The organism is Streptantibioticus silvisoli, assembly GCF_027947535.2.
Classification (GTDB): Bacteria; Actinomycetota; Actinomycetes; order Streptomycetales; family Streptomycetaceae; genus Streptantibioticus_C; species Streptantibioticus_C silvisoli.
Map to the genome: position 1 here is coordinate 97,146 of NZ_JAAGKO020000014.1, position 25,159 is coordinate 122,304.

The window sequence follows — 25,159 nt, forward strand, 5'->3', positions numbered from 1 at the left end:
CGGACGACGCGGAACGGTGCGGTGTCACGGTGTACGCGCGGGTCGACGGCGAGGAGACCTGGACCCGCCACGCGACCGGTGTCGTCAGCGCGTCCGCCGCCGGCGACGGGGCCGACGACGCGTTCGAACCCTTCACCCGGGAGTGGCCCGCTGCGGACGCCGTACCGCTGGAGACCGAGCAGTTCTACCAGCAGCTGGCCGACGGCGGGTTCCTGCGCTACGGCCCGGTGTTCCAGGGGCTGCGCAAGGCATGGCGGAGCGGGGAGCGGATCCTTGCCGAGGTCGAGCTGCCGGAGTCCGCCCGTGCTTCGGCGGAGTCGTTCGGCATTCATCCGGCGCTGCTGGACGCGGCACTGCACACCACGGTCTTCGCCGGTCTCGACGCGGCCGAGCAGGGCGGGCTGCCGTTCAGCTTCACCGACGTACGGCTGCGCGCCTCGGGTGCGTCGCGGCTGCGGGTCGTACTCACCCGGACCGGCCCGGACCAGGTCGCCATCGCGGTCGCGGACAGCGCCGGCGCTCCCGTGCTGTCGATCGGGTCGCTGGCCGTGCGGGCGTTCGCCTCGGACGGTTTGACGGCCGGCGCCGGCGACGGGGCCGTGTTGCGGACGCAGTGGCTCGAGACCGGGCCCGGCGCGGGCGACCCGACGGTTGACTGGGTCACCGTCGCCCCCCGTGGCGCGGACCACCCCGACCTGAGCGCGGTCGGTGCCGCGCTCGACGCGGGAAGGCCGGCGCCGGGAGCGGTCGTGCTGGCCGTGGCCGGCGGACCGGACCCGGTGGTTCGCTCCACGCACGAGCTCACCGGCTGGGTGCTGCGGCAGTTGCAACACTGGCTGGGCGAGGCGAGGTTCGCGTCGATCCCGCTGGTGGTGTCGACCCGGGGCGCGGTGTCCGTGCACACGGGCGAGCCGGTGACCGACCTGGCCGCGGCCGCGGTGTGGGGTCTCGTGCGGTCGGCGCAGTCGGAGAACCCGGACCGGATCGTGCTGGTCGACATCGGCACGGGCACGGGCTCCGGCTCCGGCACCGGCGCGGACACGGACACGGACACCGGCACCGGCGCGGACACCGGCACCGGCACAGGCACGGACACGGACACCGGCACCGGCACGGACACCGGCACCGGGCTCGACGCCGGTGCGCTGGGCGCGATCCTGGCGTCCGGCGAGCCGCAGTGGGCGGTACGCGGCGGGCGGTTCCACACCGCACGGCTCGTCCGGGTCCGGCCGGCCGACGAACTGGTCGCACCGGCAGACGTGCCCTGGCGGCTGGACTCCACGGACAAGGGCATGCTCGAGAACCTGGTGCTCGCACCGGCTCCGGAGTCGGCCGATCCGCTGGCACACGGGCAGGTTCGCGTCCAGGTCCACGCGGCGGGCCTCAACTTCCGCGACGTGCTCAACGCGCTCGACATGGTCAGCGACGTGCGCGCGGCGGGCCCGCTGGGCAGTGAGGTCGCCGGTGTCGTCACGGAGGTCGGTCCCGGTGTGCCGGACCTGCGGCCCGGCGACCGGGTCATGGGCCTGGCGTTCGGCGCGTTCGGTCCGGTGGCGGTGACCGACCACCGGCTGCTGGCGAGGATCCCCGAGGGCTGGTCGTTCGCCACCGCGGCGTCGGTTCCCGTCGTGTTCCTGACCGCCTACTACGGGCTGCTGGATCTCGCCGGGCTGGAGCCCGGCGAGTCGGTGGTGGTCCACGCCGGCGCCGGCGGTGTCGGACTCGCGGCGATCCAGCTGGCACGCCACCGGGGCGCGGAGGTCTACGCCACGGCGAGCGAGGGCAAGTGGGGTGTTCTACGGGAATGGGGAGTCCCGGCCGAGCGGCTGGCGTCGTCCCGGGATCTCACCTTCCGGGAGCGTTTCCGGGCCGCTACCGCGGATCGGGGTGTGGACGTGGTCCTGAACTCCCTCGCGGGGGAGTTCGTGGACGCGTCGGTGGATCTGCTGGCTGCGGGCGGGCGGTTCCTGGAGATGGGCAAGACCGACATCCGATCGCCGGAGGACTTCCGTGACCGGCCGTCGAGCTACCGGGCCTTCGACCTGATGGAGGCCGGCGCCGACCGGATCCAGCAGATGCTGCGGGAGCTGGTGGCGCTGTTCGAGGCCGGCGTGATCCGGCCGCTGCCGGTGGCGGCGTGGGATGTGCGCCGGGCACCGGAGGCGTTCCGGTTCATGAGCCAGGCCAGGCACGTCGGCAAGCTGGTGCTGACGGTCCCGCAGCCCCTGGCGCAGGCCGGCACCGTGCTGATCACCGGCGCCGGTGGTCTCGGTGGCGTGGTGGCGCGGCACCTGGTGACCGAGCACGGGGTGCGGAACCTGCTGCTCGTCAGCCGCCGCGGCGCCGCCGCGCCGGGCGCCGCGGAGCTGACCGCCGAACTGGCGGGACAAGGGGCCCGGGCGACGTTCGCCGCCTGCGATCTGACCGACAGGCGGGCGCTGGCCGCGGTGGTCGACGCCGTGGGACCGGAGCATCCGCTGACCGCCGTCGTGCACACAGCCGGGATCTTGGAGGACGGGATCATCGGCTCGCTGTCGCAGGAGCAGCTCGATCGGGTGCTGGCGCCGAAGGTCGACGCGGTCTGGAACCTGCACGAACTGACCCGCGCGCACGGCCTGTCCCGGTTCGTGGTGTTCTCCTCGCTGGCCGGACAGGTCGGGAACAGCGGGCAGGGCAACTACGCGGCGGGCAATGTGTTCCTCGACAGCCTGATGGCGCGCCGCCGCGCCGAGGGGCTGCCCGGGCAGTCGATGGCCTGGGGCGCCTGGACGACCGACGTCGGCCTGGTGGGGACCCTGTCCGATACGGATCTGCGCCGCATCGCCCGGTCGGCCATGCCGCCGCTGGGTGTGGAGCAGGGCATGAACCTGTTCGACCGGGCGTGGGACTCGGGCGCCGCGGTGCTGGGGCTGGCCCGGCTCGACGTCCGGGCGCTGCGCGCCCAGCGGGACATCGCGCCGCTGTGGCGGTCGCTGGCCGGCCACGCGGCGCGGCGCTCCGCCGACAACACGCAGGGTGGCCGCGACGACTTGGCGCGGCAGCTCACCGGGATGTCCACCGCGGACGGGCTGGCGACCCTCGTCGAGCTGGTCCGCGAGGCCGCGGCAGCGGTGCTCGGCCACGCGTCGGGCACGCAGATCGATACCGCGCAGCCGTTCACCGAGCTGGGCTTCGACTCGCTGACCGCGGTCGAGCTGCGCAACCTGCTGCGGGCCAGGACCGGAGCGAGCCTGCCCGCGAGCCTGGTGTTCGACTACCCGACCGTCGGTCACGTCGCGAGGTATCTGGCGGGCGGGTTCGACGACACCCGCCCGGCCGGCCCGGCTCCGCTGCCGCTACCGGTCCCCGTCACCGACGACCCGATCGTCTTCGTCGGGATGGCGTGCCGCTTCCCCGGTGGGGTGGCGGATCCGGACGACCTGTGGCAGCTGGTCGCCGACGGAGCCGAGGGCATCACGCCGTTCCCCGCCGACCGCGGCTGGGACCTCGACGCGGCGCTCGGCGCCTCGGCGACGGGCGAAGGCGGCTTCCTGGCCGGCGTCGGCGAGTTCGACGCGGCGTTCTTCCGGATCTCCCCGCGGGAGGCGCTGGCCACCGACCCGCAGCAGCGGCTGCTGCTCGAGACCTCCTGGGAGGCGCTGGAACGTGCCGGGATCGACCCGAACTCGCTGGCGGGCAGCCGGACGGGGGTGTACGTCGGCGCGTATCACATGGGGTACAGCGAACTGGTCGCCCGCGGCGGTGAACAACTGCAGGGCCACCAGATCACCGGTGCCGCGACCAGCGTCATCTCGGGCCGGGTGTCCTACACCCTTGGGCTGGAAGGTCCTGCGGTGAGTGTGGACACGGCGTGTTCGTCGTCGTTGGTGTCGATGCACCTGGCGGCGCAGGCGTTGCGGTCGGGGGAGTGCTCGCTCGCCCTCGCCGGCGGCGTGTCCGTGATGGCGTCGGCCGACGCGTTCGCCTTGTTCACGATGCAGGGTGGCTTGGCGGCGGACGGTCGGTGCCGGTCGTTCTCGGATGATGCGGGTGGGACCGGGTGGGCCGAGGGTGTGGGCGTGGTGGTGCTGGAGCGGTTGTCGGACGCCCGGCGCAACGGCCATGAGGTGTTGGCCGTGTTGCGGTCCAGTGCGGTGAATCAGGATGGTGCGTCGAACGGTTTGACGGCGCCGAATGGTCCGTCGCAGCAGCGGGTGATCCGGCAGGCGTTGGCGGCGGCGGGTCTGGCCACGTCGGACGTGGACGTGGTGGAGGCGCACGGTACGGGGACGAAGCTCGGTGATCCGATCGAGGCGCAGGCGGTGCTGGCGACCTACGGTCAGGATCGGCCGGCGGATCGGCCGTTGTGGCTGGGGTCGTTGAAGTCGAACATCGGGCACGCCCAGGCCGCCGCCGGCGTGGCGAGCGTGATCAAGATGGTGATGGCCTTGCGGCACGGGGTGCTGCCGAAGACGCTGCACGTGGCCGAGCCGACCACGCAGGTCGACTGGAGCCAGGGCGAGGTGCGGCTGCTGACCGAGTCCGTCCCGTGGCCGGAGACCGATCACCCGCGACGGGCCGGGGTGTCCGCGTTCGGCGTCAGCGGCACCAACGCGCACCTCATCCTCGAAGCGCCCGCCGGCGACGGATCCGGACCGGGCGCCCCGCCCGCGGAGCCGTCCGGTGTCGGCGACTTCGCCGCGGACCCTGTCGTGCCGTTGGTGGTGTCGGGTAAGTCGGAGGGTGCGGTGCGGGCTCAGGCGGCGCGGTTGGTGGAGTTCTGGGAGGGGTGTCCGTTGGTGGGTGGGGTGGATGTGGGGTGGTCGTTGGTGGGTTCGCGGGCGGTGTTCGATCATCGGTTGGTGGTGGTGGGTGCTGGTCGGGGTGAGTTGTTGGCGGGGTTGGGTGTGGGTGCTGTTGGTGGGTCGGGTGTGGGTGTGGTGCGGGGTGTGGCGGGGGTGGGGTGCAGGCCGGTGTTCGTGTTTCCGGGTCAGGGTGCGCAGTGGGTGGGGATGGGTCGGGAGTTGTTGGTGTCGTCGCCGGTGTTCGCGGGTGCGATGCGTGAGTGCGGTGAGGCGTTGGCGCCGTTCGTGGATTGGTCGTTGGAGCAGGTGTTGGGTGATGAGGTGGCGTTGGGGCGGGTGGATGTGGTGCAGCCGGTGTTGTGGGCGGTGATGGTGTCGTTGGCGGTGTTGTGGCGGTCGTTCGGTGTTGAGCCGGCGGCGGTGGTGGGGCATTCGCAGGGTGAGATCGCGGCGGTGTGTGTTGCTGGTGGTTTGTCGTTGGGTGATGGGGCGCGGGTGGTGGCGTTGCGCAGTCGGGTGATTGCTGAGGAGCTTGCCGGTGGTGGGGGGATGGTGGCTTTGCCGTTGTCGGTGGGTCGGGTTGAGGAGTTGTTGGTGGGGAGGGTGGGGGTTTCGGTGGCGGCGGTGAATGGGCCGGGGTCGGTGGTGGTGTCGGGTGAGTCGGGTGCGTTGGATTGTCTGGTTGCTGATTGTGAGGGGTTGGGGGTTCGGGTGCGGCGTATTGCGGTTGATTATGCGTCGCATTCGAGTGTGGTGGAGGGGGTTGAGGAGCGGTTGTTGGCGGATTTGGCTTTGGTTGTTCCGCGGTCGTCGGTTGTTCCGGTGTTTTCTTCGGTGACGGGTGGGGTGGTGGATACCGGGGAGTGGGATGCGGGTTATTGGTATCGGAATTTGCGGGAGACGGTGCGGTTCGAGGAGGCGTTGTCGGCTGCGTTGGATGTGGGTGATCGTGTGGTGGTGGAGGTGAGTCCGCATCCGGTTCTGGTGCCGGCCATGCAGGACGTGGTCGACGGCCGTGAGGGCGCGGTACCCGTCGTGGGTACGCTGCGGCGCGGTGAGGGGTCTTTGCACCGCATGATCACCGCGGCCGGCCAGGTATTCGCCCATGGCGTGGCCGTGGACTGGACCAAGGTGTTCGCGGGCCGGGACGCCGTGCGGGTACCGCTGCCCACGTACGCGTTTCAGCACGAGCGCTACTGGCCCGACCCCGAACCGCTCGCCGCGCAGGTCGCGGTGGATCCGGCCGACGAGCGGTTCTGGGCCTCGGTGGAGCAGCAGGACCTGCGGTCGGTGGCCGAGACGCTCGGGCTGGACAGCACCGTGGTCGCGGCCATGGTGCCGGCGCTGGCGTCGTGGCGTGCCCGCCGCCGGGACGAGAACGCGGCCGACGGCTGGCGCTACCGGGAGGCGTGGAAACCACTCGGTGGCAACCACTTCCCGGTGATCTCCGGACGCCGGCTGGTCGTGGTCCCGGCCGGCAAGAGCGACGACGCCTGGGCGAGCCACGTGGCCGCCGCGCTCGGCACGGACACCGTCGTGGTGGAGCACGGCGACGACGCGGCGTTGAGCGGCGGGCTGCGGGCCGCGCTCGACGCCGACGTCCCGGTGACCGCCGTGCTGTCCCTCACCGCGGCGCTGGAACCGGATCCGACCACCGCGCTCGCGGACACCATCGCCCTCCTGCGGGCACTGCGCGACACCGGTGCGCCGCCACTGTGGGTGGCGACCCGCGGTGCGATCTCGGTCGGCAGCCAGGATCCGGTGACGGCCCCGGGGCAGGGCGCCGCGTGGGGCCTGGGCCGCGTCGCCGCGCTGGACCAGCCCGGTCTGTGGGGCGGTCTGGTCGACCTGCCCGAGATCCTGGACAAGCGAAGCGCGCGCCTGGCCACCGCGGTGGTGTCGGGCACCTCGGGTGAGGACCAGGTGGCCGTGCGCCCGTCGGGGTTGTTCGGCCGACGGCTGGTCCACGCGCCGGCGCCCCGGCCCCGTGCCGAGGCGTGGACGACCTCGGGGACGGCGCTGATCACCGGTGGCACCGGCGGGCTGGGCGCGTACGTGGCCCGGTGGCTGGTGGAGCGGGGCAGCGACCACCTGGTGCTGGTGAGCCGGCGCGGCCCCGACGCCGAGGGCGTGGAACAACTACGGCTGGAACTGGAGGTCGCCGGCGCCGACGTGACGGTGGTGGCGTGCGACGTGACCGACCGGGCGGCGCTGGCCGACGTGCTCGCCGCCATTCCCGAGGACCGTCCCCTGCGGACAGTCGTGCACGCCGCGGGTGTCGTGGGCGCAACGGCGCCGCTGCCGTCGATGACCCGGGACCAGCTCGAGTGGCCGGTGCGGGTCAAGGTGGACGGTGCACGGCATCTGGACGAGCTGACCGGTGACCTGGACCTCGACGCGTTCGTGCTGTTCTCCTCCGGCGCGGCGGCGTGGGGCAGCGGAGGGCAGGCGGGTTACGCCGCGGGCAACGCCTTCCTCGACGCGCTGGCGCAGCACCGCCGTTCGCAGGGCCGGACCGCGACATCGATCGCCTGGGGGTCGTGGGACGAGGTCGGCATGCTGAGCGGTTCGGGTGTGGCGCAACGGGACCGGCTGGCCGCACTGGGCGTGCTGCCGATGCGGCCCGAGCTCGCCGTCACCGCGTTGGCGCACGCCGTGCGGGAGGGCGAGACCTCGCTCGTGGTCACGGACATGGACTGGGCGCGGTTCGCGCCGGTGTTCACCGCGATGCGACCGAGCGCGCTCCTGTCGGACCTGCCGGAGGTCCGGGCGGCGTTGAACGGTGGCGGGCAGCACGCCGAAGCACCCGGCGGGTTGCGGGGCCGGCTGACCGGTCTGTCCGGGGCGGACCGTGAACGGGCGGTGCTCGAGCTGGTTCGCGCTTCCGCCGCGGTCGTGCTCGGACACGGCTCGGGCACGCGGATTCCGCGGGAGAAACCCTTCAGCGAGCTGGGCTTCGACTCGCTGACCGCGGTCGAGCTGCGGAACCTGCTGCAATCGGAATCGGCAGCCGCGCTGCCCGCCAGTGTGGTCTTCGACTATCCGACGGCGGCCCGGCTGGCCCACTACCTCAGCGGCGCCCTGGGACTGGGTACGGCCGGGGAGGCCGAAGCCGTCGCGGAGCCGCCGACCCTGCCGGACGAAGACGAGAAGGCCCTGCTCACCGCGAACGCGGACGACCTCATCGACCTCGCACTGCGCGAGGACTGACCGGAACCTGGAGTTCACGATGACCGCGTCTGTGGAGAAACTGACGGAGGCCCTGCGTGCTTCACTGCTGGCCAACAAACGGCTGAAGCAGGAGAACAAAACCCTGACCGGGGTGGCGCACGACCCGGTCGTCCTCGTCGGGATGGCGTGCCGGTTCCCGGGCGGTGTGCGGGGGCCGGAGGACCTGTGGCGGCTGGTCGCCAACGGAGCCGAGGGCATCGGCCCGTTCCCCCGGGACCGAAGCTGGGACCTCGACGCCCTGCTGGGCACCGACGGCCCCGGCTCCGGGATCTCGGCGACGGGCGAGGGCGGGTTCCTCGACGGGCCGGGTGACTTCGACGCGGCGTTCTTCCGGATGTCGCCGCGGGAGGCGCTGGCGACCGATCCGCAGCAGCGGCTGCTGCTGGAGGTCTCGTGGGAGGCGCTGGAACACGCCGGGATCGATCCCTTGTCGCTGGCCGGGAGCCGGACCGGGGTGTTCGCCGGCGTCTACCAGTCCGGCTACAACGAACTGCTCTCGCGTGCCGACGAGCAACTGCGCGGTCACCAGATCACCGGTGGCGCGCCGAGCGTGATCTCCGGCCGGGTCTCCTACACCCTCGGGCTGGAGGGCCCCGCGGTCAGCGTGGACACCGGCTGCTCCTCGTCCCTGGTCTCGATGCACCTGGCCGCCCAGGCACTGCGGGCGGGGGAGTGCACACTGGCGCTGGCCGGCGGGGTCGCGGTGATGGCCGCCTCCGACGCGTTCGTCGGGTTCACGGCGCAGGGCGGCCTCGCCACCGACGGCCGGTGCAAGTCCTTCGCCGACGCCGCCGACGGAACGGGATGGTCCGAGGGCGTCGGGATCGTGGTGATGGAGCGGCTGTCCGACGCCCGCCGCCACGGCCACGAGGTGCTGGCGGTGTTGCGTTCGAGCGCGACCAACCAGGACGGCGCCTCCAACGGCCTGACCGCGCCGAACGGTCCGTCGCAGCAACGCGTGATCCGGCAGGCGCTGACCGCCGCCGGTCTGTCCACCTCGGACATCGACGCGGTGGAGGCCCACGGCACGGGAACGAGACTGGGTGACCCGATCGAGGCGCAGGCGCTGCTGGCGACCTACGGTCAGGACCGCCCCGAGGGCCGGCCGCTGTGGCTCGGCTCGCTGAAGTCCAACATCGGCCACACCCAGGCGGCCGCCGGTGTCGGTGGCGTGATCAAGATGGTCATGGCGCTGCGGCACGCAGTGCTGCCGAAGACGCTGCACGTGGACGCGCCGACCACCCAGGTCGACTGGACCCAGGGCGACGTGCGCCTGCTGACCGAATCCCGGCCCTGGCCCGAAAGCGGCCACCCCCGGCGGGTCGGGGTGTCGTCGTTCGGCGTCAGCGGAACGAACGCGCACGTGATCCTCGAAGCGCCCGCCGGCGCCGGCCCGTCCGCCGCCGCCCCGGTTGGCCCCGGTGTTTTCGGCGCCGCGGGCGTGGTGCCCTGGATCGTGTCGGGGAAGACCGAGGACGCGTTGCGCGCTCAGGCGGCGAAACTGCTGGCGCATCTGACAGCGGATCCGGCGCCGGATCCGGTCGACGTGGGCTGGTCGTTGCTCACCGCACGGGCGAGGTTCGAGCACCGCGCCGTGCTGCTGGGCACCGAGCGCGACACATTGCTGACCGGGCTGAGGGCTGTCGCGGCCGGTGAATCCGCTCCGGGGGTGACGGTCGGCATCGCGGCCGAGGACAACCGGCTGGGCGTGCTGTTCACGGGGCAGGGTGCGCAGCGGGTGGGGATGGCCCGTGAGTTGTACGACGGTTCGCCGGTGTTCGCGGGAGCGTTGGACGAGGTTCTCGCCGCGCTGGATCCGTTGCTGGACCGGCCGTTGCGTGAGGTGATGTGGGGCCGGGACGCGGAGCTGATCCATGAGACGGGGTGGGCGCAGCCGGCGTTGTTCGCGGTCGAGGCGGCGTTGTTCGAGGTGCTGCGCGCCGTCGGCGTGACCCCGGATTTTCTGCTCGGGCATTCGATCGGTGAGGTGACGGCCGCCTACGTCGCCGGGGTGTGGTCGCTCGGTGACGCGTGCCGGGTGGTCGCGGCGCGGGCGCGGTTGATGCAAGCGCTGCCGTCGGGTGGGGCGATGGCGGCGATGTCGCTGCCGGAGGCCGAAGTCGTCGGGCTGCTGCCGGAGAGCGTGTCGGTCGCGGCGGTCAACACCGCGGATTCGGTGGTGGTCTCCGGGCCGCGCGAAGCCGTGGACGGTGTCGTCGAGGTCGTGTCCGGGCAGGGGCACCGGGTGTCGCGGCTGCGGGTGTCGCACGCGTTCCATTCGTCGTTGATGGAGCCGATGCTGGCGCAGTTCCAGCAGGTTCTGGAGTCGGTGAGCTTCGCGCCGCCGCGGATCGCGGTGGTGTCGAACCTGACCGGGGTCCGGGCGACGGACGGCGAGTTGTGTTCCCCGCAGTACTGGACCCGTCAGGTGCGGTCGGCGGTGCGGTTCGCCGATGGCGTGCGCTGGTTGGGCGAACAAGGTGTCACGGCGCTGGTCGAGCTCGGGCCGGACGCGGTGCTGTCGGGCCTGGCACGGCAGAGCTGCCCGCCGCAGACCGTCGTCGTGCCGTTGCTGCGCCGCGAACAGGACGACGTGCCGGCCCTGGCGTCGGCGTTGGCTCGGCTGTGCGCGCAGGGCGTCGAGGTGGACTGGACCACGCTGTTCGCCGGCCGTGCCGTCACGCGGGTGCCGCTGCCGACCTACGCCTTCCGGCACCAGCGGTACTGGCGCACCTCCGGCGGTTCGGCCGACGTCCCGGCGGCCGGCCTGACGGCGGCGGAGCATCCGCTGCTGGGCGCGATGCTGTCGTTGCCGCAGACGGACGGGCTGGTGTTCACCAGCCGGCTCTCGGTGCGCGCCCACCCCTGGCTCGCGGATCACGCGGTGCGCGGCGCCGTGGTGTTCCCCGGCGCCGGTCTCGTGGAGCTGGTGATCCGCGCCGGCGACAGCGCCGGCTGCGACCGGCTCGACGAGCTGGTGCTGGAGACCCCGCTCGTCCTGCCCGCGCACGGCGGAGCCCAGCTTCAGGTCGTCGTCGGCGAGGACGACGCGCACCGGCGCGCTGTCGCGGTGTACGCCCGGCCGGACGGCGAAGAGACCTGGACCCGGCACGCCACAGGCACCGTGAGCCCGGCCGCGACCGGGCCCGCGGACCACGCGCTGTTCGACGGCCTCGGTCGGCAGTGGCCCCCGGCGGGCGCGGCGCCACTGGACACCGAGCGGTTCTACGAGCGGCTCGGCGGCGGTGAGTTCGCCTACGGACCGGCGTTCCGGGGGCTGCGCGAGGCATGGCGGGACGGCGACCGGATCCTCGCCGAGATCGAGCTGCCCGAGCCCGGCCGCGGTGCGGCGGAGTCGTTCGGCATCCACCCTGCCCTGCTGGACGCGGCGTTGCACGCCATGGTCTTCGCGGACCTGGCGTCGGCCGGGGCGGGCTGGCTGCCGTTCAGCTTCGCCGACGTCGTGCTGCGGGCCTCGGGCGCCTCGCGGTTACGGGTGGCGCTGACCCGGACGGGTCCGGACGAGGTCACCCTCGCGGTCGCGGACGACACCGGGGCGCCCGTGCTGTCCATCGGCTCGCTCGCCGTGCGGCCGCTGGCCGGCGGCAGCCTCACCGCCGGCGAAGGCGGCACCTTGCTGAAGCCGGAGTGGATCGCGATCACCGCTGCCGCCGCCGCGGTGGACGAGTGGCTGGTCGCGGATCCCGCCGACGTGACCGCGACAGCGGCCGGCGCCGAACCCCGGGCGGTGGTGCTGGCGGTTTCCGGCGACCCGCAGGCGGTGGTCGCCTCCACACACGAGCTGACGGGCCACGTGCTGCGGCAGTTGCGACAGTGGCTGTCGGACGACCGGTTCACCTCGGTCCCGCTGGTGATCGCGACCTCGGGTGCGGTCGCGGCGGAGCGGGAGCCGGTACGCGACCTGGCCGCCGCGGCGGTGTGGGGCCTGGTGCGGTCGGCGCAGACGGAGCACCCGGGACGCTTCGTCCTGCTCGACGCCGACCGTGCCGTGGACGCCGACGTGCTGGGGCAGGTCCTGGCCGCCGACGAGCCGCAACTGGCGGTGCGCGAAGGGCGGCTCCTCGCGGCCCGGCTGGCGAGAACCGGACCGGCCGACGAGCTGGCCGCCCCGCAGGACACGCCGTGGCGGCTGGCGTCCACCGGGAAGGGCCTGCTGGACAACCTCGCGTTGCTGCCGTGCCCCGAAGTCGCCGAGCCGCTGGAGCGCGGGCAGGTCAGGATCCGGGTGCACGCGGCCGGCCTGAACTTTCGCGATGTGCTCAACGCGCTGGACCTGTACCCCGGCGAGGCGGGACCGCTGGGCGGCGAGGCGGCGGGCGTGGTCACCGGGACCGGCCCCGGTGTGACCGGTCTGCGCGTGGGCGACCGCGTGATGGGCCTGGTCCCCGGCGGGTTCGGGCCCGTCGCGGTGACCGATCACCGGCTCCTGGCGGTGGCGCCGGACGGATGGTCGTTCACCACGGCCGCCTCCGTGCCGATCGCGTTCCTCACCGCCTACTACGGCCTGGCCGACCTCGCAGGTCTTCGCACCGGGGAGTCGGTCCTGGTCCACGCGGGCGCAGGCGGTGTGGGTCTGGCCGCCATCCAGGTCGCGCGGCATCTCGGCGCGGAGGTCTACACCACTGCGAGCGAAGGCAAGTGGGACGCCCTGCGTGCGTGGGGTGTTCGGCCGGACCGCCTCGCGTCCTCGCGGGATCTGGGCTTTCGCGAGGCATTCCGCACCGCCACCGCCGGACGGGGCGTCGATGTCGTGCTCAACTCCCTGGCGGGGGAGTTCGTCGACGCCTCGCTGGACGTGCTGGCGTCCGGCGGCCGGTTCGTGGAGATGGGCAAGACCGACGTCCGCTCGGCCGAGAGCCTCACCGACCGCTACCCCGGCCTGAGCTACTGCGCCTTCGACCTGACCGACGCCGGCGCCGAGCGCGTCCAGCGCATGCTGCGCGAGCTCGTCGACCTGTTCGAAGCCGGCGTCCTGCGGCCGCTGCCGGTGACCACGTGGGACGTACGGCAGGCGCCGCAGGCGTTCCGGTTCATGAGCCAGGCCAGGCACGTCGGCAAGCTGGTACTGACCGTCCCGCACGAGCCGGACGCCGCGGGCACCGTGCTGATCACCGGTGGTACCGGCGCTCTGGGCGCGGTGGTGGCGCGGCATCTGGCCGGCGAGCACGGTGTCCGGCACCTGATGCTGCTGAGCCGCCGCGGCCCCGATGCCCCGGGGGCGGCGGAACTGGTCGCCGAGCTGGCCCGCCACGGCGCCGAGGTCACGGTGGCCGCGTGCGACGTGACGGATCGGCGGGCGTTGGCGGACGCGCTCGCATCCGTGGCCCCGGAGCATCCGCTGACCGGGGTGGTGCACACCGCGGGTGTGATCGACGACGGGGTGATCGGCTCCTTGTCGCAGGACCAGCTGGACCGGGTGCTGGCGCCGAAGGTGGACGCGGCCTGGCACCTGCACGAGCTGACCCGGGACCTGGACCTCTCGCTGTTCGCGGTGTTCTCGTCGCTCAGCGGCGTGCTCGGCAGCGCCGGCCAGGCGAACTACGCGGCCGGCAACGTGTTCCTGGACGCGCTGATGCAGCGGCGGCGGAACCTCGCACTGCCCGGAGTGTCGATGGCGTGGGGCCCGTGGACCACCGAGATCGGTATGGCCGGCGCCTTGTCGCGGACCGACCTCCAGCGGCTCGCGCGGTCGGCCGTGCCACCGCTGACCACGCGGCAGGGCATGGACCTGTTCGACCGGGCGGCGCGTTCCGCGCAGCCGGTACTGGGACTCGCCCGCCTGAACCTGCCGGCCCTGCGCAAGCAGCAGGACCTGCCCGTGTGGCGCACGCTGACGGGCAGGCGCCGGCCCGCCGCGAACCGCCGCCTCGCCGGCGGGGGACCGGGCGGGCGGCTCGCTTCGATGTCCACGGTGGACCGGGAGCGGGCGCTGGCCGAGCTGGTCCGCGAATCCGCCGCCGCGGTGCTGGGGCACAGCTCGGGCGCCGGGATCGATCCGGCCCGGCTCTTCAGCGACCTGGGGTTCGACTCGCTGACCGCCGTCGAGCTGCGGAACCTGCTCCAGGCCAGGACCGGGATCGCCCTGGCGGCAGGCGTGGTGTTCGACTACCCGACCGTCACCCGGCTCGCCGGGCACCTGGCCGACCGGTTCGGCGACCCGCCCACGACGGGGACGACCGCCGTGCCGGAGCCGGTGTCGGTGGCCGACGACCCGATCGTGCTGGTCGGGATGGCGTGCCGGCTCCCGGGCGGGGTCATGGGGCCGGACGATCTCTGGCGGCTCGTCAGTGAGGCGGGGGACGGGATCGGCCCGTTCCCGGTCGATCGCGGCTGGGACCTGGACGAGCTGGTGGGCCCGGCCGGGACCGGCAGGTCGGCCACCGGCGAGGGCGGCTTCCTCGCGGGCGCCGACGAGTTCGACGCGCCGTTCTTCCGCATCTCGCCCCGCGAGGCGGTGGCGTCGGACCCGCAGCAGCGGTTGCTGCTGGAGGTGTCGTGGGAGGCGCTCGAGCAAGCGGGCATCCTCCCCGAAACGCTGGCGGGCAGCCGGACGGGGGTGTACACCGGCGCCTACCAGATGGGCTACGGCGAACTGGTCGCCCGGTCCGACGACCAGCTGCGAGGACACCAGATCACCGGCGGCGCGACCAGCGTGATCTCGGGCCGGGTCGCCTACACGCTCGGCCTGGAGGGGCCGGCGGTGAGCGTGGACACGGCGTGTTCGTCGTCGCTGGTCGCCATGCACCTGGCGGCGCAGGCGCTGCGCGCCGGTGAGTGCTCGCTGGCTCTCGCCGGCGGTGTCACGGTGATGGCCACCCCGGAGGCGTTCGTCGGGTTCACGATGCAGGGCGGGCTGTCCGCGGACGGCCGGTGCAAGTCGTTCTCGGACGACGCCGACGGGACCGGCTGGTCCGAAGGCGTGGGCGTGGTGGTGCTGGAGCGGATGTCGGACGCCCGGCGCAACGGCCACGAGGTGCTGGCGGTCCTCCGGTCGAGTGCGGTGAACCAGGACGGTGCGTCGAACGGTCTGACGGCGCCGAACGGTCCGTCCCAGCAGCGGGTGATCCGGCAGGCCCTCGCCGCGGCGGGGCTGTCCACCTCGGACGTCGACGTGGTCGAAGCGCACGGCACCGGTACGCGGCTGGGTGATCCGATCGAGGCCGACGCGCTGCTGGCGACGTACGGCCAGGACCGGCCGGAAGACCGCCCGTTGTGGCTGGGCTCGCTGAAGTCCAACATCGGGCACGCGCAGGCGGCCGCCGGTGTCGCGGGCGTGATCAAGATGGTCCAGGCGATGCGGCACGCGGTACTGCCGAAGACCCTGCACGCCGAGCGGCCGACCACGCGGGTGGACTGGACGCGGGGCGAGGTGCGGCTGCTGACCGAGGCGATCCCGTGGCCGGAGACCGGGCGTCCGCGCCGGGCCGGGGTGTCGTCGTTCGGCGTCAGCGGCACGAACGCCCACGTCATCCTTGAGGCCCCGCCCGCAACCGACACGCCGCACGAGACCGCGCCGGGTACCGGTGTGGTCGGCGCCGGCGGTGTGGTGCCGTGGGCGCTGTCGGGCCGGTCGGACGAGGCGGTGCGGGCGCAGGCCGCCCGGTTGCTGGAGTACGTGGAGGGCGCCCCCGCGCTGCGTCCCGTCGACGTGGGCTGGTCGCTGGCCGTCTCGCGTACCGCGTTCGACCACCGGGCCGTGGTGGTGGGCGGCGACCGGGAGGAGCTGATCAGCGCACTGCGTGCGGTCGCCGGCGGTGCGCCCGGTGTCGTGCGGGGCCCGGCTCGCAGCGGGGAGCGACTGGGCGTGTTGTTCACGGGGCAGGGTGCGCAGCGGGTGGGGATGGCGCGTGGGCTTTATGCGGAGTCGCCGGTGTTCGCGGCGGCGTTGGACGGGGTTCTCGCGGTGTTGGATCCGTTGCTGGACCGGCCGTTGTGCGAGGTGATGTGGGGTCAGGACACGGAGTCGATCGATGAGACGGGTTGGGCGCAGCCGGCGTTGTTCGCCGTGGAAGCGGCGTTGTTCGCGGTGCTGCGGGCGTTCGGTGTGACTCCGGACTACCTGCTGGGGCATTCGATCGGTGAGGTGACGGCTGCGTACGTGGCGGGGGTGTGGTCGCTGGGTGATGCGTGCCGGGTGGTGGCGGCGCGGGCCCGGTTGATGCAGGCGTTGCCGTCGGGTGGGGCGATGGCCGCGGTCGGGATGTCCGAGGCCGAGGTCGCGGACCTGCTCCCCGGCGGGGTCTCGGTCGCGGCGGTGAACACCGCGGACTCGGTGGTGGTCTCGGGGCCCCGGGACGAGGTCGACCGGGTGGCCGAGGTGGCGGTCGAGCGCGGTGCGAAGGTGACGCGGTTGCGGGTCTCGCACGCGTTCCACTCGTCGTTGATGGAACCGATGCTCGACGAGTTCGCCACGGTCCTGGAGTCGGTGGAGTTCCGGCCGCCGCGGATCCCGATCGTGTCGAACCTGACGGGGATGCGGGCGTCCGACGAAGAGTTGTGTTCGCCGGAGTACTGGGTGCGGCAGGTGCGGTCGGCGGTGCGCTTCGCCGACGGCGTGCGCTGGCTGGGCGAGCAGGGCGTCACCACGATGGTCGAGCTGGGTCCGGACGGAGCGCTCTGCGCATTGGCGCAGCACAGTTCGACCGTGGCCGCCGTGCCGCTGCTGCGCCGGCAGAAGGCCGGCGGGCAGTGCGACTCGGGCCTGGTGCTGTCGGCGATCGGGCAGTTGTCCGCCCACGGCGTGGCAGTGGACTGGACCACGGCGTTCGCCGGTCGTGGCGCGGTCCGGGTCCCGCTGCCGACGTACGCCTTTCAACACCAGCGGTACTGGCCCGACAGGGCGCAGGCCGCCCCGCGACCGGCCGAGGACCGGACGGACCGGCGGTTCTGGGCTTCGGTCGAACACCAGGACGTGCCGGATCTGGCCACGATGCTGGGACTCGACGGCGGTGTCGTGGCGCCGGTCGTGTCCGCGCTGGCTTCATGGCGGGCCCGCCGGCACGAACAGTCCCTGGTGAACGGCTGGCGCTACCGCGAGGCGTGGAAACGGCTGGCCGTCACGGGAGCGCCGCAAGCCGGACGGTGGCTGGTCGTGGTCCCGGAAGGCGCGCGCGACGACGCCTGGGCGGCGCAGGTGGCCGACGCCCTGGGCGCGGGCACACTCGTGCTCGACCACGGCGGGGCCGAGCTGGCCGAGCAGCTGAAGCAGGCCGGTGAGTCCGGTGCCGACGTGACCGGTGTGGTGTCGCTGGCCGCCGCCCTGGAGCCGGGCATCACCGCCGGACTGGCGGCGACGGCCTCGTTGCTGCGAGCCGTGCCGGACAGCGGCCTCGCCGCCCGGACCTGGGTGGTGACCCGCGGCGCGATGTCCGTCGGGCCCCACGACCCGGTGACCGCCCCGGCACAGGGCGGGGTGTGGGGCCTGGGCCGGGTCGCCGCACTCGAACTGCCCGCGCTGTGGGGCGGGCTGGCCGACCTGCCCGAGGTGCTCGACCCGCGCAGCGCGCGCCGGCTGGCCGCCGCGCTGCCCGGGGCGACCGGCGAGGACCAGATCGCGGTGCGCCCGTCAGGTGTCTTCGGTCGCCGACTCGTCCACGCGCCGGTGACCGGATCCGATGCGCCGTCGTGGACGACGTCCGGGACGGCGCTGGTCACCGGAGGCACCGGTGAGCTGGGTGCGTACGCGGCGCGATGGCTGGTCGAGCGCGGCGCGGAGCACGTCGTGCTCGTGAGCCGCCGTGGTCTCGACGCCGAGGGCGCGGACGCGCTGCGGCTGGAACTGGAGGTCGCCGGCGCCCGCGTCACCGTAGCCGCTTGCGACGTGACGGACCGGCAGGCGCTGGCCGAGGTGGTGGCGGACATCCCGGAGGAGTGGCCACTGCGGACCGTCGTGCACGCGGCCGGTGTCGTGAGCGAGGACCGCGCGCTCACCTCGGTGACCGCCGACGACCTCGACCAGCAGGTACGGGCCAAGGCCCACGGCGCGCACTACCTGGACGAACTCACCCGCGAGCTGGAGCTCGACGCGTTCGTGCTGTTCTGCTCCGGTGCGGGCGCCTGGGGCAGCGGCGGGCAGGCCGGATTCGCGGCGGCCAACGCGTACCTGGACTCGCTGGCCCGCCACCGCAGGGCGGCGGGGCGCACCGCGACCGCGATCGGGTGGGGTTCGTGGGACCAGGTCGGGGCGCTGAGCGATCCGGGCGCCGCGCAACGCGAGCAGCTTCGCCTGCTCGGAGTCGTGCCGATGCGGCCCGAGCTGGCGATCGCCGCGTTGCAGCGTGCGGTGCACGACGACGAGACCGCGATCGTCGTCGCGGACCTGGACTGGGCGCGGTTCGCACCCGTGTTCACCGCGGCGCGGTCGAGCGCCCTGCTGTCCGGGCTCCCGGAGGCCGAAGCGGCACTGACCGCGACGCGGGACGACACCGCGATCGGCGCAGAACTGCGGGACCGGCTCGCCGGACTGTCCGAAGCGGACCGCCGCCAGGCGCTGCTCGGCCTCGTCCGTGACTCGTCCGCGGCCGTACTGGGCCACGGGTCGAGCGCGCAGATCGAGAGCGACCAGCCGTTCAGCGAGTTGGGCTTCGACTCACTGACGGCGGTGGAGCTGCGCAACCGGTTGCAGGCGGCGACCGGGGTCGCGCTGCCCGCGAGCCTGGTGTTCGACCACCCCACCGCGCATCGCCTCATGGACCACCTCGCCGGCCGATTCGGCGTGACGGAACCGGCCGAGCCGTCGATCGGGCCGGCGGCGGTGCCGGTCGCCGACGATCCGATCGTGCTGGTGGGCATGGGCTGCCGGTTCCCGGCCGGGGTGTCGAGCCCGGAGGCACTCTGGCGGCTGGTGGCCGACGGGGCGGACGGCATCACACCGTTCCCGGCCGACCGTGGCTGGGACCTGGAGACGCTGGTGGGCACGGACGGACCGGGCTCCGGGACGTCGGCGACCGGTGAGGGCGGGTTCCTCGACGAGGTCGCCGACTTCGACGCGGCGTTCTTCCGGATCTCGCCGCGCGAGGCGCTGGCCACCGACCCGCAGCAGCGGCTGCTGCTCGAAGTGTCCTGGGAGGCGCTGGAGCAGGCGGGAATCGACCCGACCTCGCTGGCGGGCAGCTCGACCGGCGTGTTCGCCGGCGCCTACCAGTCCGGGTATCTCGAACTGGTCTCGCGGGCCGACGAGCAACTGCGGGGCCACGCGCTCACCGGTGGCGCGGGCAGTGTGATCTCCGGCCGGGTCTCCTACGCGCTGGGCCTGGAGGGTCCGGCGGTGAGTGTGGACACCGCGTGTTCGTCGTCGCTGGTGGCGATGCACCTGGCGGCGCAGGCACTGCGCGCCGGCGAGTGCTCACTGGCGCTGGCCGGCGGGGTGACGGTCATGGCGGCGGCGGACACCTTCGTCGGGTTCAGTATCCAGGGCGGCCTGGCCGCGGACGGCCGGTGCAAGTCGTTCTCGGACGACGCCGACGGGACCGGCTGGTCCGAAGGCGTGGGCGTGGTGGTGCTGGAGCGGATGTCGGACGCCCGGCGCAACGGCCACGAGGTGCTGGCGGTCCTCCGGTCGAGTGCGGTCAATCAGGACGGTGCGTCGAACGGTCTGACGGCGCCGAACGGTCCGTCCCAGCAGCGCGTGATCCGGCAGGCCCTCGCGGCGGCGGGTCTGTCCGCTTCGGACGTCGACGCGGTCGAAGCGCACGGCACGGGGACGAAACTGGGCGATCCGATCGAGGCGCAGGCGGTGCTGGCGACCTACGGTCAGGACCGGCCCGAGGACCAGCCGTTGTGGCTGGGCTCGTTGAAGTCGAACCTCGGGCACATGCAGGCCGCCGCGGGCGTCGGCGGCGTGATCAAGATGGTGCTGGCGCTGCGGCACGGGGTGCTGCCGAAGACGCTCCACCTGGCCGAACCCACCAGCCAGGTCGACTGGTCCGAAGGCAACGTGCGGCTGCTCGCCGAGATGACGCCGTGGCCGGAACACGATCGTCCGCGCCGGGCCGGGGTGTCGTCGTTCGGCGTGAGCGGCACCAACGCGCACGTGATCCTCGAAGCCCCCGCCGACCCGCCCGCGCACCCGGCCGCCGCAGACGACGACGGGGTGGTGCCGTGGGTGCTCACGGGCAGGACCGAGGAAGCGGTGCGGGCACAGGCGGCGCGACTGCTGGAACGCGTCGAGGCGCAACCGGCGCCGCGTGCGGTGGACATCGGGCACTCGCTCGTCGGCTCGCGGGCCGCGTTCGACCACCGGGTCGTCGTGGTGGGCGGCGACCGGGACGAACTGGTCGCCGGGCTGCGCGCCGCCGCCGCGGGTGAGCCCGCCCAAGCCGTGGTGCGGGGGACCGCGCGGACCGGCAACCAGGCCGTGTTCGTCTTCCCCGGCCAAGGCGCCCAATGGGTCGGGATGGCGCAGGACCTGTACACGCGGTCCCCGGTGTTCGCCGAGTCGATGTGGCAGTGCGCGCGGGCCCTGGATCCGTTCGTGGACTGGTCGCTGGAGCAGGCGCTCGGTGACGAGGTGGCGTTGGAGCGGGTGGATGTGGTGCAGCCGGTGTTGTGGGCGGTGATGGTGTCGCTGGCCGCGGTGTGGCGGTCGTTCGGCGTCGAGCCCGCGGCCGTGGTGGGCCACTCCCAGGGCGAGATCGCCGCCGCGTGCGTCGCCGGCGGCCTGTCACTCGAAGACGGGGCCCGCGTCGTGGCGTTGCGCAGCCGGGCGATCGCGGACACCCTCGCCGGGGACGGCGCGATGGTGGCCCTGCCGTTGTCCGCCGCCCGGGCCGAGGAGTTGCTCGCGCAGCGGCCGGGAATCTCGGTGGCCGCGGTCAACGGGCCCGCCTCCGTGGTCGTCGCCGGAGCCACCGAGGCCGTGGACCGACTGCTGGCCGACTGCCGGGACCAGGAGATCCAGGCGCGCAGGATCGCCGTCGACTACGCCTCGCACTCGCCGTCGGTGGAGCGGATCGAGCAGCGGTTGCTGACCGATCTCGCGTCGATCACGCCGAAATCCTCCGCGATCGCGGTCTACTCCTCGGTGACCGGTGAGGTGATGGACACCGCGCGGTGGGACGCCGGGTACTGGTACCGGAACCTGCGCAACACCGTGCGGTTCGAGGAGGCGCTCCGCGCGGCGCTGGCGGCCGGGACCGGCGCGGTGGTCGAGGTGAGTCCGCATCCGGTGCTGGTGCCCGCGGTGCGCGACATCGTCGAGGAGCGCGGGGCCGCGGTGGCCGTGGTGGGCACGCTGCGCCGCGACGAAGGGACCGCGCAGCGGATGGTGCTCGCGGTGGCCCAGGCGTATGCGCACGGTGTGGCGGTGGACTGGACTGTCGCGTTCGCCGGCCGGGGCGCGGCGCGGGTCGCGCTGCCCACGTACGCCTTCCAGCATCAGCGGTACTGGCCCGAACCCGGCAGCGGCCCGGCCGACGTGTCGGCGGCGGGGCTGACCGCCGCGGAGCATCCACTGCTGGGCGCGGTGGTGCCCTCGCCCGCCTCGGACGCGGTGGTGTTCACCAGCCGCCTGTCGCTGCGGACGCATCCGTGGCTGGCCGACCATGCGGTGCGGGAGTCGGTGGTGTTCCCGGGAACCGGTTTTGTGGAGCTCGCCGTCCTGGCCGGCGACAGCGTCGGGTGCGACCGCCTCGACGAACTGATCCTGGAGGCGCCGCTGGTGCTGCCCGCCCACGGCGGAGTGCAGATGCACGTGGCGGTCGGCGACAGCGAGGACGAGACGCCACGGCGCAGTGTGGCCGTCTACGCGCGCCCCGACGGAGAGGACGCCTGGACCCGCCACGCCACCGGATTCGTGGGCACCGTCCCGCCGGGAGGCGGCGGGCACGACCTGTTCGGCGTCCTCGCGCGGGCCTGGCCGCCGGCCGGCGTGACGCACGTGGACACCGAAGGGTTCTACGAGCAGCTGCGCGAAGGCGGATTCCTCCGCTACGGCCCGGTCTTCCAAGGGCTGCGCAAGGTCTGGCGCGGCGACGACCAGATCTTCGCCGAGGTCGAACTGCCCGAGTCCGTACGCGATTCGGCCGGGTCCTTCGGGATCCACCCGGCGCTGCTCGACGCCGCGCAGCACGCGACGGCCTTCGCGGAGCTGGGCTCGGCCGGGACCGGCGGGCTGCCGTTCAGCTTCGGCGACGTCGTGCTGCGCGCCTCGGGTGCGGCGCAGTTGCGGGTGGCGCTGACCCGGACGGGCCCGGACGAGGTCACGATCGCGGTCGCCGACAGCGCCGGAGCCCCGGTGCTGTCGGTCGGCTCGCTGGCGGTGCGGCCGGTATCGGCCGGCGAGCTCGGCGCCGGCGCCGGCGACCGGACACTGCTGAGGACGCAGTGGGCCGACGCCGCCTTCTCGGCCCAGGCGGCGCCGGCGCAGTGGCTGGCCGTCGACCGGACCGGGGAGGACCACACCGCACTGGAAGCGGCCGCCGCGGTTCTCGACGACGGCCGGCCGGCGCCGGACGCGGTCGTGCTGGCCGTTTCCGGTGACGCGGACCGGGTGGTCGAATCCACGCACGAGCTGACCGGTTGGGTGCTGCGCCAACTGCAGTTCTGGCTGAGCCAGGACCGCTTCGGGTCGATCCCGCTGGTGGTGGCGACGCGGGGCGCGATCGCCGCGCAGCCCGGCGAAACGGTGCCGGACCTGGCTGCCGCGGCGGCGTGGGGACTGGTGCGCTCGGCGCAGACCGAGAACCCCGGCCGGATCGTCCTGCTCGACACCGGCCCGGGCGCCGCGCTCGACGCCGGCATGCTGGGCCGGGTCCTGGCGGCGGACGAGCCGCAACTGGCGCTGCGCGACGGACAGCTCCTCGCGGGCCGGCTCACCAGGGTCGGCCCGGCCGACGAGCTCGCGATGCCGCCGGACACCCCGTGGCGGCTCGACTCGACCGGCAAGGGTGTACTGGAGAACCTGGCCCTGCTGCCGTGCCCCGAGATCGAGGACCCCTTGGCCTGCGGGCAGGTTCGCATCCGGGTGCGTGCCGCGGGACTGAACTTCCGGGACGTGCTCAACGCGCTGGACATGGTGCACGACGTGCGCGCGGAGGGCCCGCTGGGCGGTGAGGTCGCGGGTGTGGTCACGCAGGTCGGCCCCGGCGTGCCCGATCTGCGGCCCGGCGACCGGGTCATGGGCCTCGTCCCGGGGGCGTTCGGCCCGACGGCCGTCACCGACCGGCGGTTCCTGACCGAGGCACCGGCGGGCTGGTCCTTCGCGACCGCGGCGTCGGTGCCGATCGTGTTCCTGACCGCCTTCTACGGCCTGGTGGACCTGGCCGGGCTGGGCTCCGGCGAGTCGGTCCTGGTGCACGCCGGCGCCGGCGGTGTCGGCCTGGCGGCGATCCAACTCGCGCGGCACCTGGGTGCGGAGGTCTACGCCACGGCGAGCGAGGGCAAGTGGAATGTCCTGCGCGAGTGGGGAGTTCGGGCGGAGCGGCTGGCCTCTTCACGCGACCTGGGTTTCCACGAGACCTTCAGGGACGCGGGTGTCAACGTCGTCCTGAACTCGCTCGCGGGGGAGTTCGTGGACGCGTCGCTCGACCTTCTGGCTCCGGGCGGGCGGTTCCTGGAGATGGGCAAGACCGATATCCGTTCTCCGCAGGACTTCCGCGACCGCCCGGTCGATTACCGGGCATTCGACCTGATGGACGCCGGCGCCGACCGGATCCAGCAGATGCTGCGGGAACTGGTGGCGCTGTTCGAGGCCGGCGTGATCCGGCCGCTGCCGGTGACGGCGTGGGATGTGCGCCGGGCACCGGAGGCGTTCCGGTTCATGAGCCAGGCCAAGCACGTCGGCAAGCTCGTCCTGACCGTCCCGCAGGACCTCGACGGCGCGGGCACCGTCCTGCTGACCGGCGGGACCGGCGGCCTGGGCAGCGTCCTTGCCCGGCACCTGGTCGCCGAGCGCGGCGTGCGGCATCTGCTGCTGGTCAGCCGCCGCGGCGCGGACGCCCCCGGGGCCGCGGACCTGGTCGGGGAGTTGACGGCGCAGGGCGCGCGGGTGACCGTCGCGGCGTGCGACGTGACCGATCGGCAGGCACTGGCCGAAGTGCTCGCCTCGGTGCCGCCGGAGCATCCGCTCACCGGTGTGGTGCACACCGCCGGCGTCCTGGACGACGGAGTGCTCGGGTCGCAGTCGCAGGACCGGCTGGACCGGGTACTGGCACCGAAGGTGGACGCGGCCTGGCACCTGCACGAGCTGACCCGGGACCTGGATTTGTCGCTGTTCGCGGTCTTCTCCTCCATCGCCGGGCAGTTGGGCAACCCGGGGCAGGCCAACTACGTCGCCGCCAACACGTTCCTGGACGCCCTGATGCAGCGCCGCCGCCGCGAGGGCCTGCCCGGGCTCTCGATGGCCTGGGGCGCCTGGACCACCGAGATCGGCATGGTCGGTTCGCTGTCGAAGACCGACCTGCGCCGCATCGCGCGGTCGCCGATGCCGCCGTTGTCGGCTCCGCAGGGCATGGACCTGTTCGACCGGGCCGTCGCCACCGGTTTCCCGCTGCTCGTGCTGACCCGGCTGAACATGCGCGCGCTGCGGGCCCAGCGCGACCTCGCGCCCCTGTGGCGGTCGCTGGCGGGCGGAGCGCTGCGGCGAGCCGCCGACAACACCGGTCACGGGCGGGACGAACTGCGGCAGCGGCTGGCGGCACTGTCCGGCGCGGACCGTCAGGAGCTGCTGACCGAACTGGTCGGCGAAACCGCCGCAGCCGTGCTGGGCCACGGCCCGGGTGTGCGGATCGACGTGGACCAGCCCTTCAGCGAGCTGGGCTTCGACTCACTGACAGCCGTCGAACTGCGCAACCTGCTGCAGGCCAAGTCCGGCGCCGTGCTGCCGGCCAGCGTCGTTTTCGACTATCCGACCGTCGCGCGGCTGGCGCGCTGCGTCGGCACGTTCTTCGGTGAGGTCGACGTTCCCGAACCGACGGAGGTCTCGGAGGCGGCGGTGCGCGCGGCGCTCGGCTCGATCCCGCTGGCGAAGCTGCGCAAGGCCCGGCTGCTGGACGCGTTGCTCGAACTGGCCCGCGACGGCGGCGAGCCCGCGGTCGACCGGCGGGAAGAGGAAGAACTCCTGCTCGCGGCGGATGCCGGCGATCTCGTCGACATCGCGCTGCGGGCCGAATGACCGGAGGTCACGA

1 protein-coding gene and 1 pseudogene (1 of these 2 running past the window's edge) are annotated in these 25,159 nt (G+C 73.5%); both read left to right on the forward strand.

The features are described 5' to 3' along the window. Positions 1–7,994: the final stretch of a type I polyketide synthase gene (locus tag POF43_RS12325; RefSeq protein WP_282704553.1), read on the forward strand. The gene continues 24,655 nt to the left of window position 1, outside the view; 7,994 of the gene's 32,649 nt are visible here — the last part of the coding sequence; its start codon lies beyond the left edge, outside the window; it ends in the stop codon at positions 7,992–7,994. 121 nt (positions 7,995–8,115) lie between these two features. Then, positions 8,116–25,146, forward strand: a pseudogene (locus POF43_RS12330) (type I polyketide synthase); the annotation flags it as partial. Between the last annotated feature and the right edge of the window lie 13 nt (positions 25,147–25,159).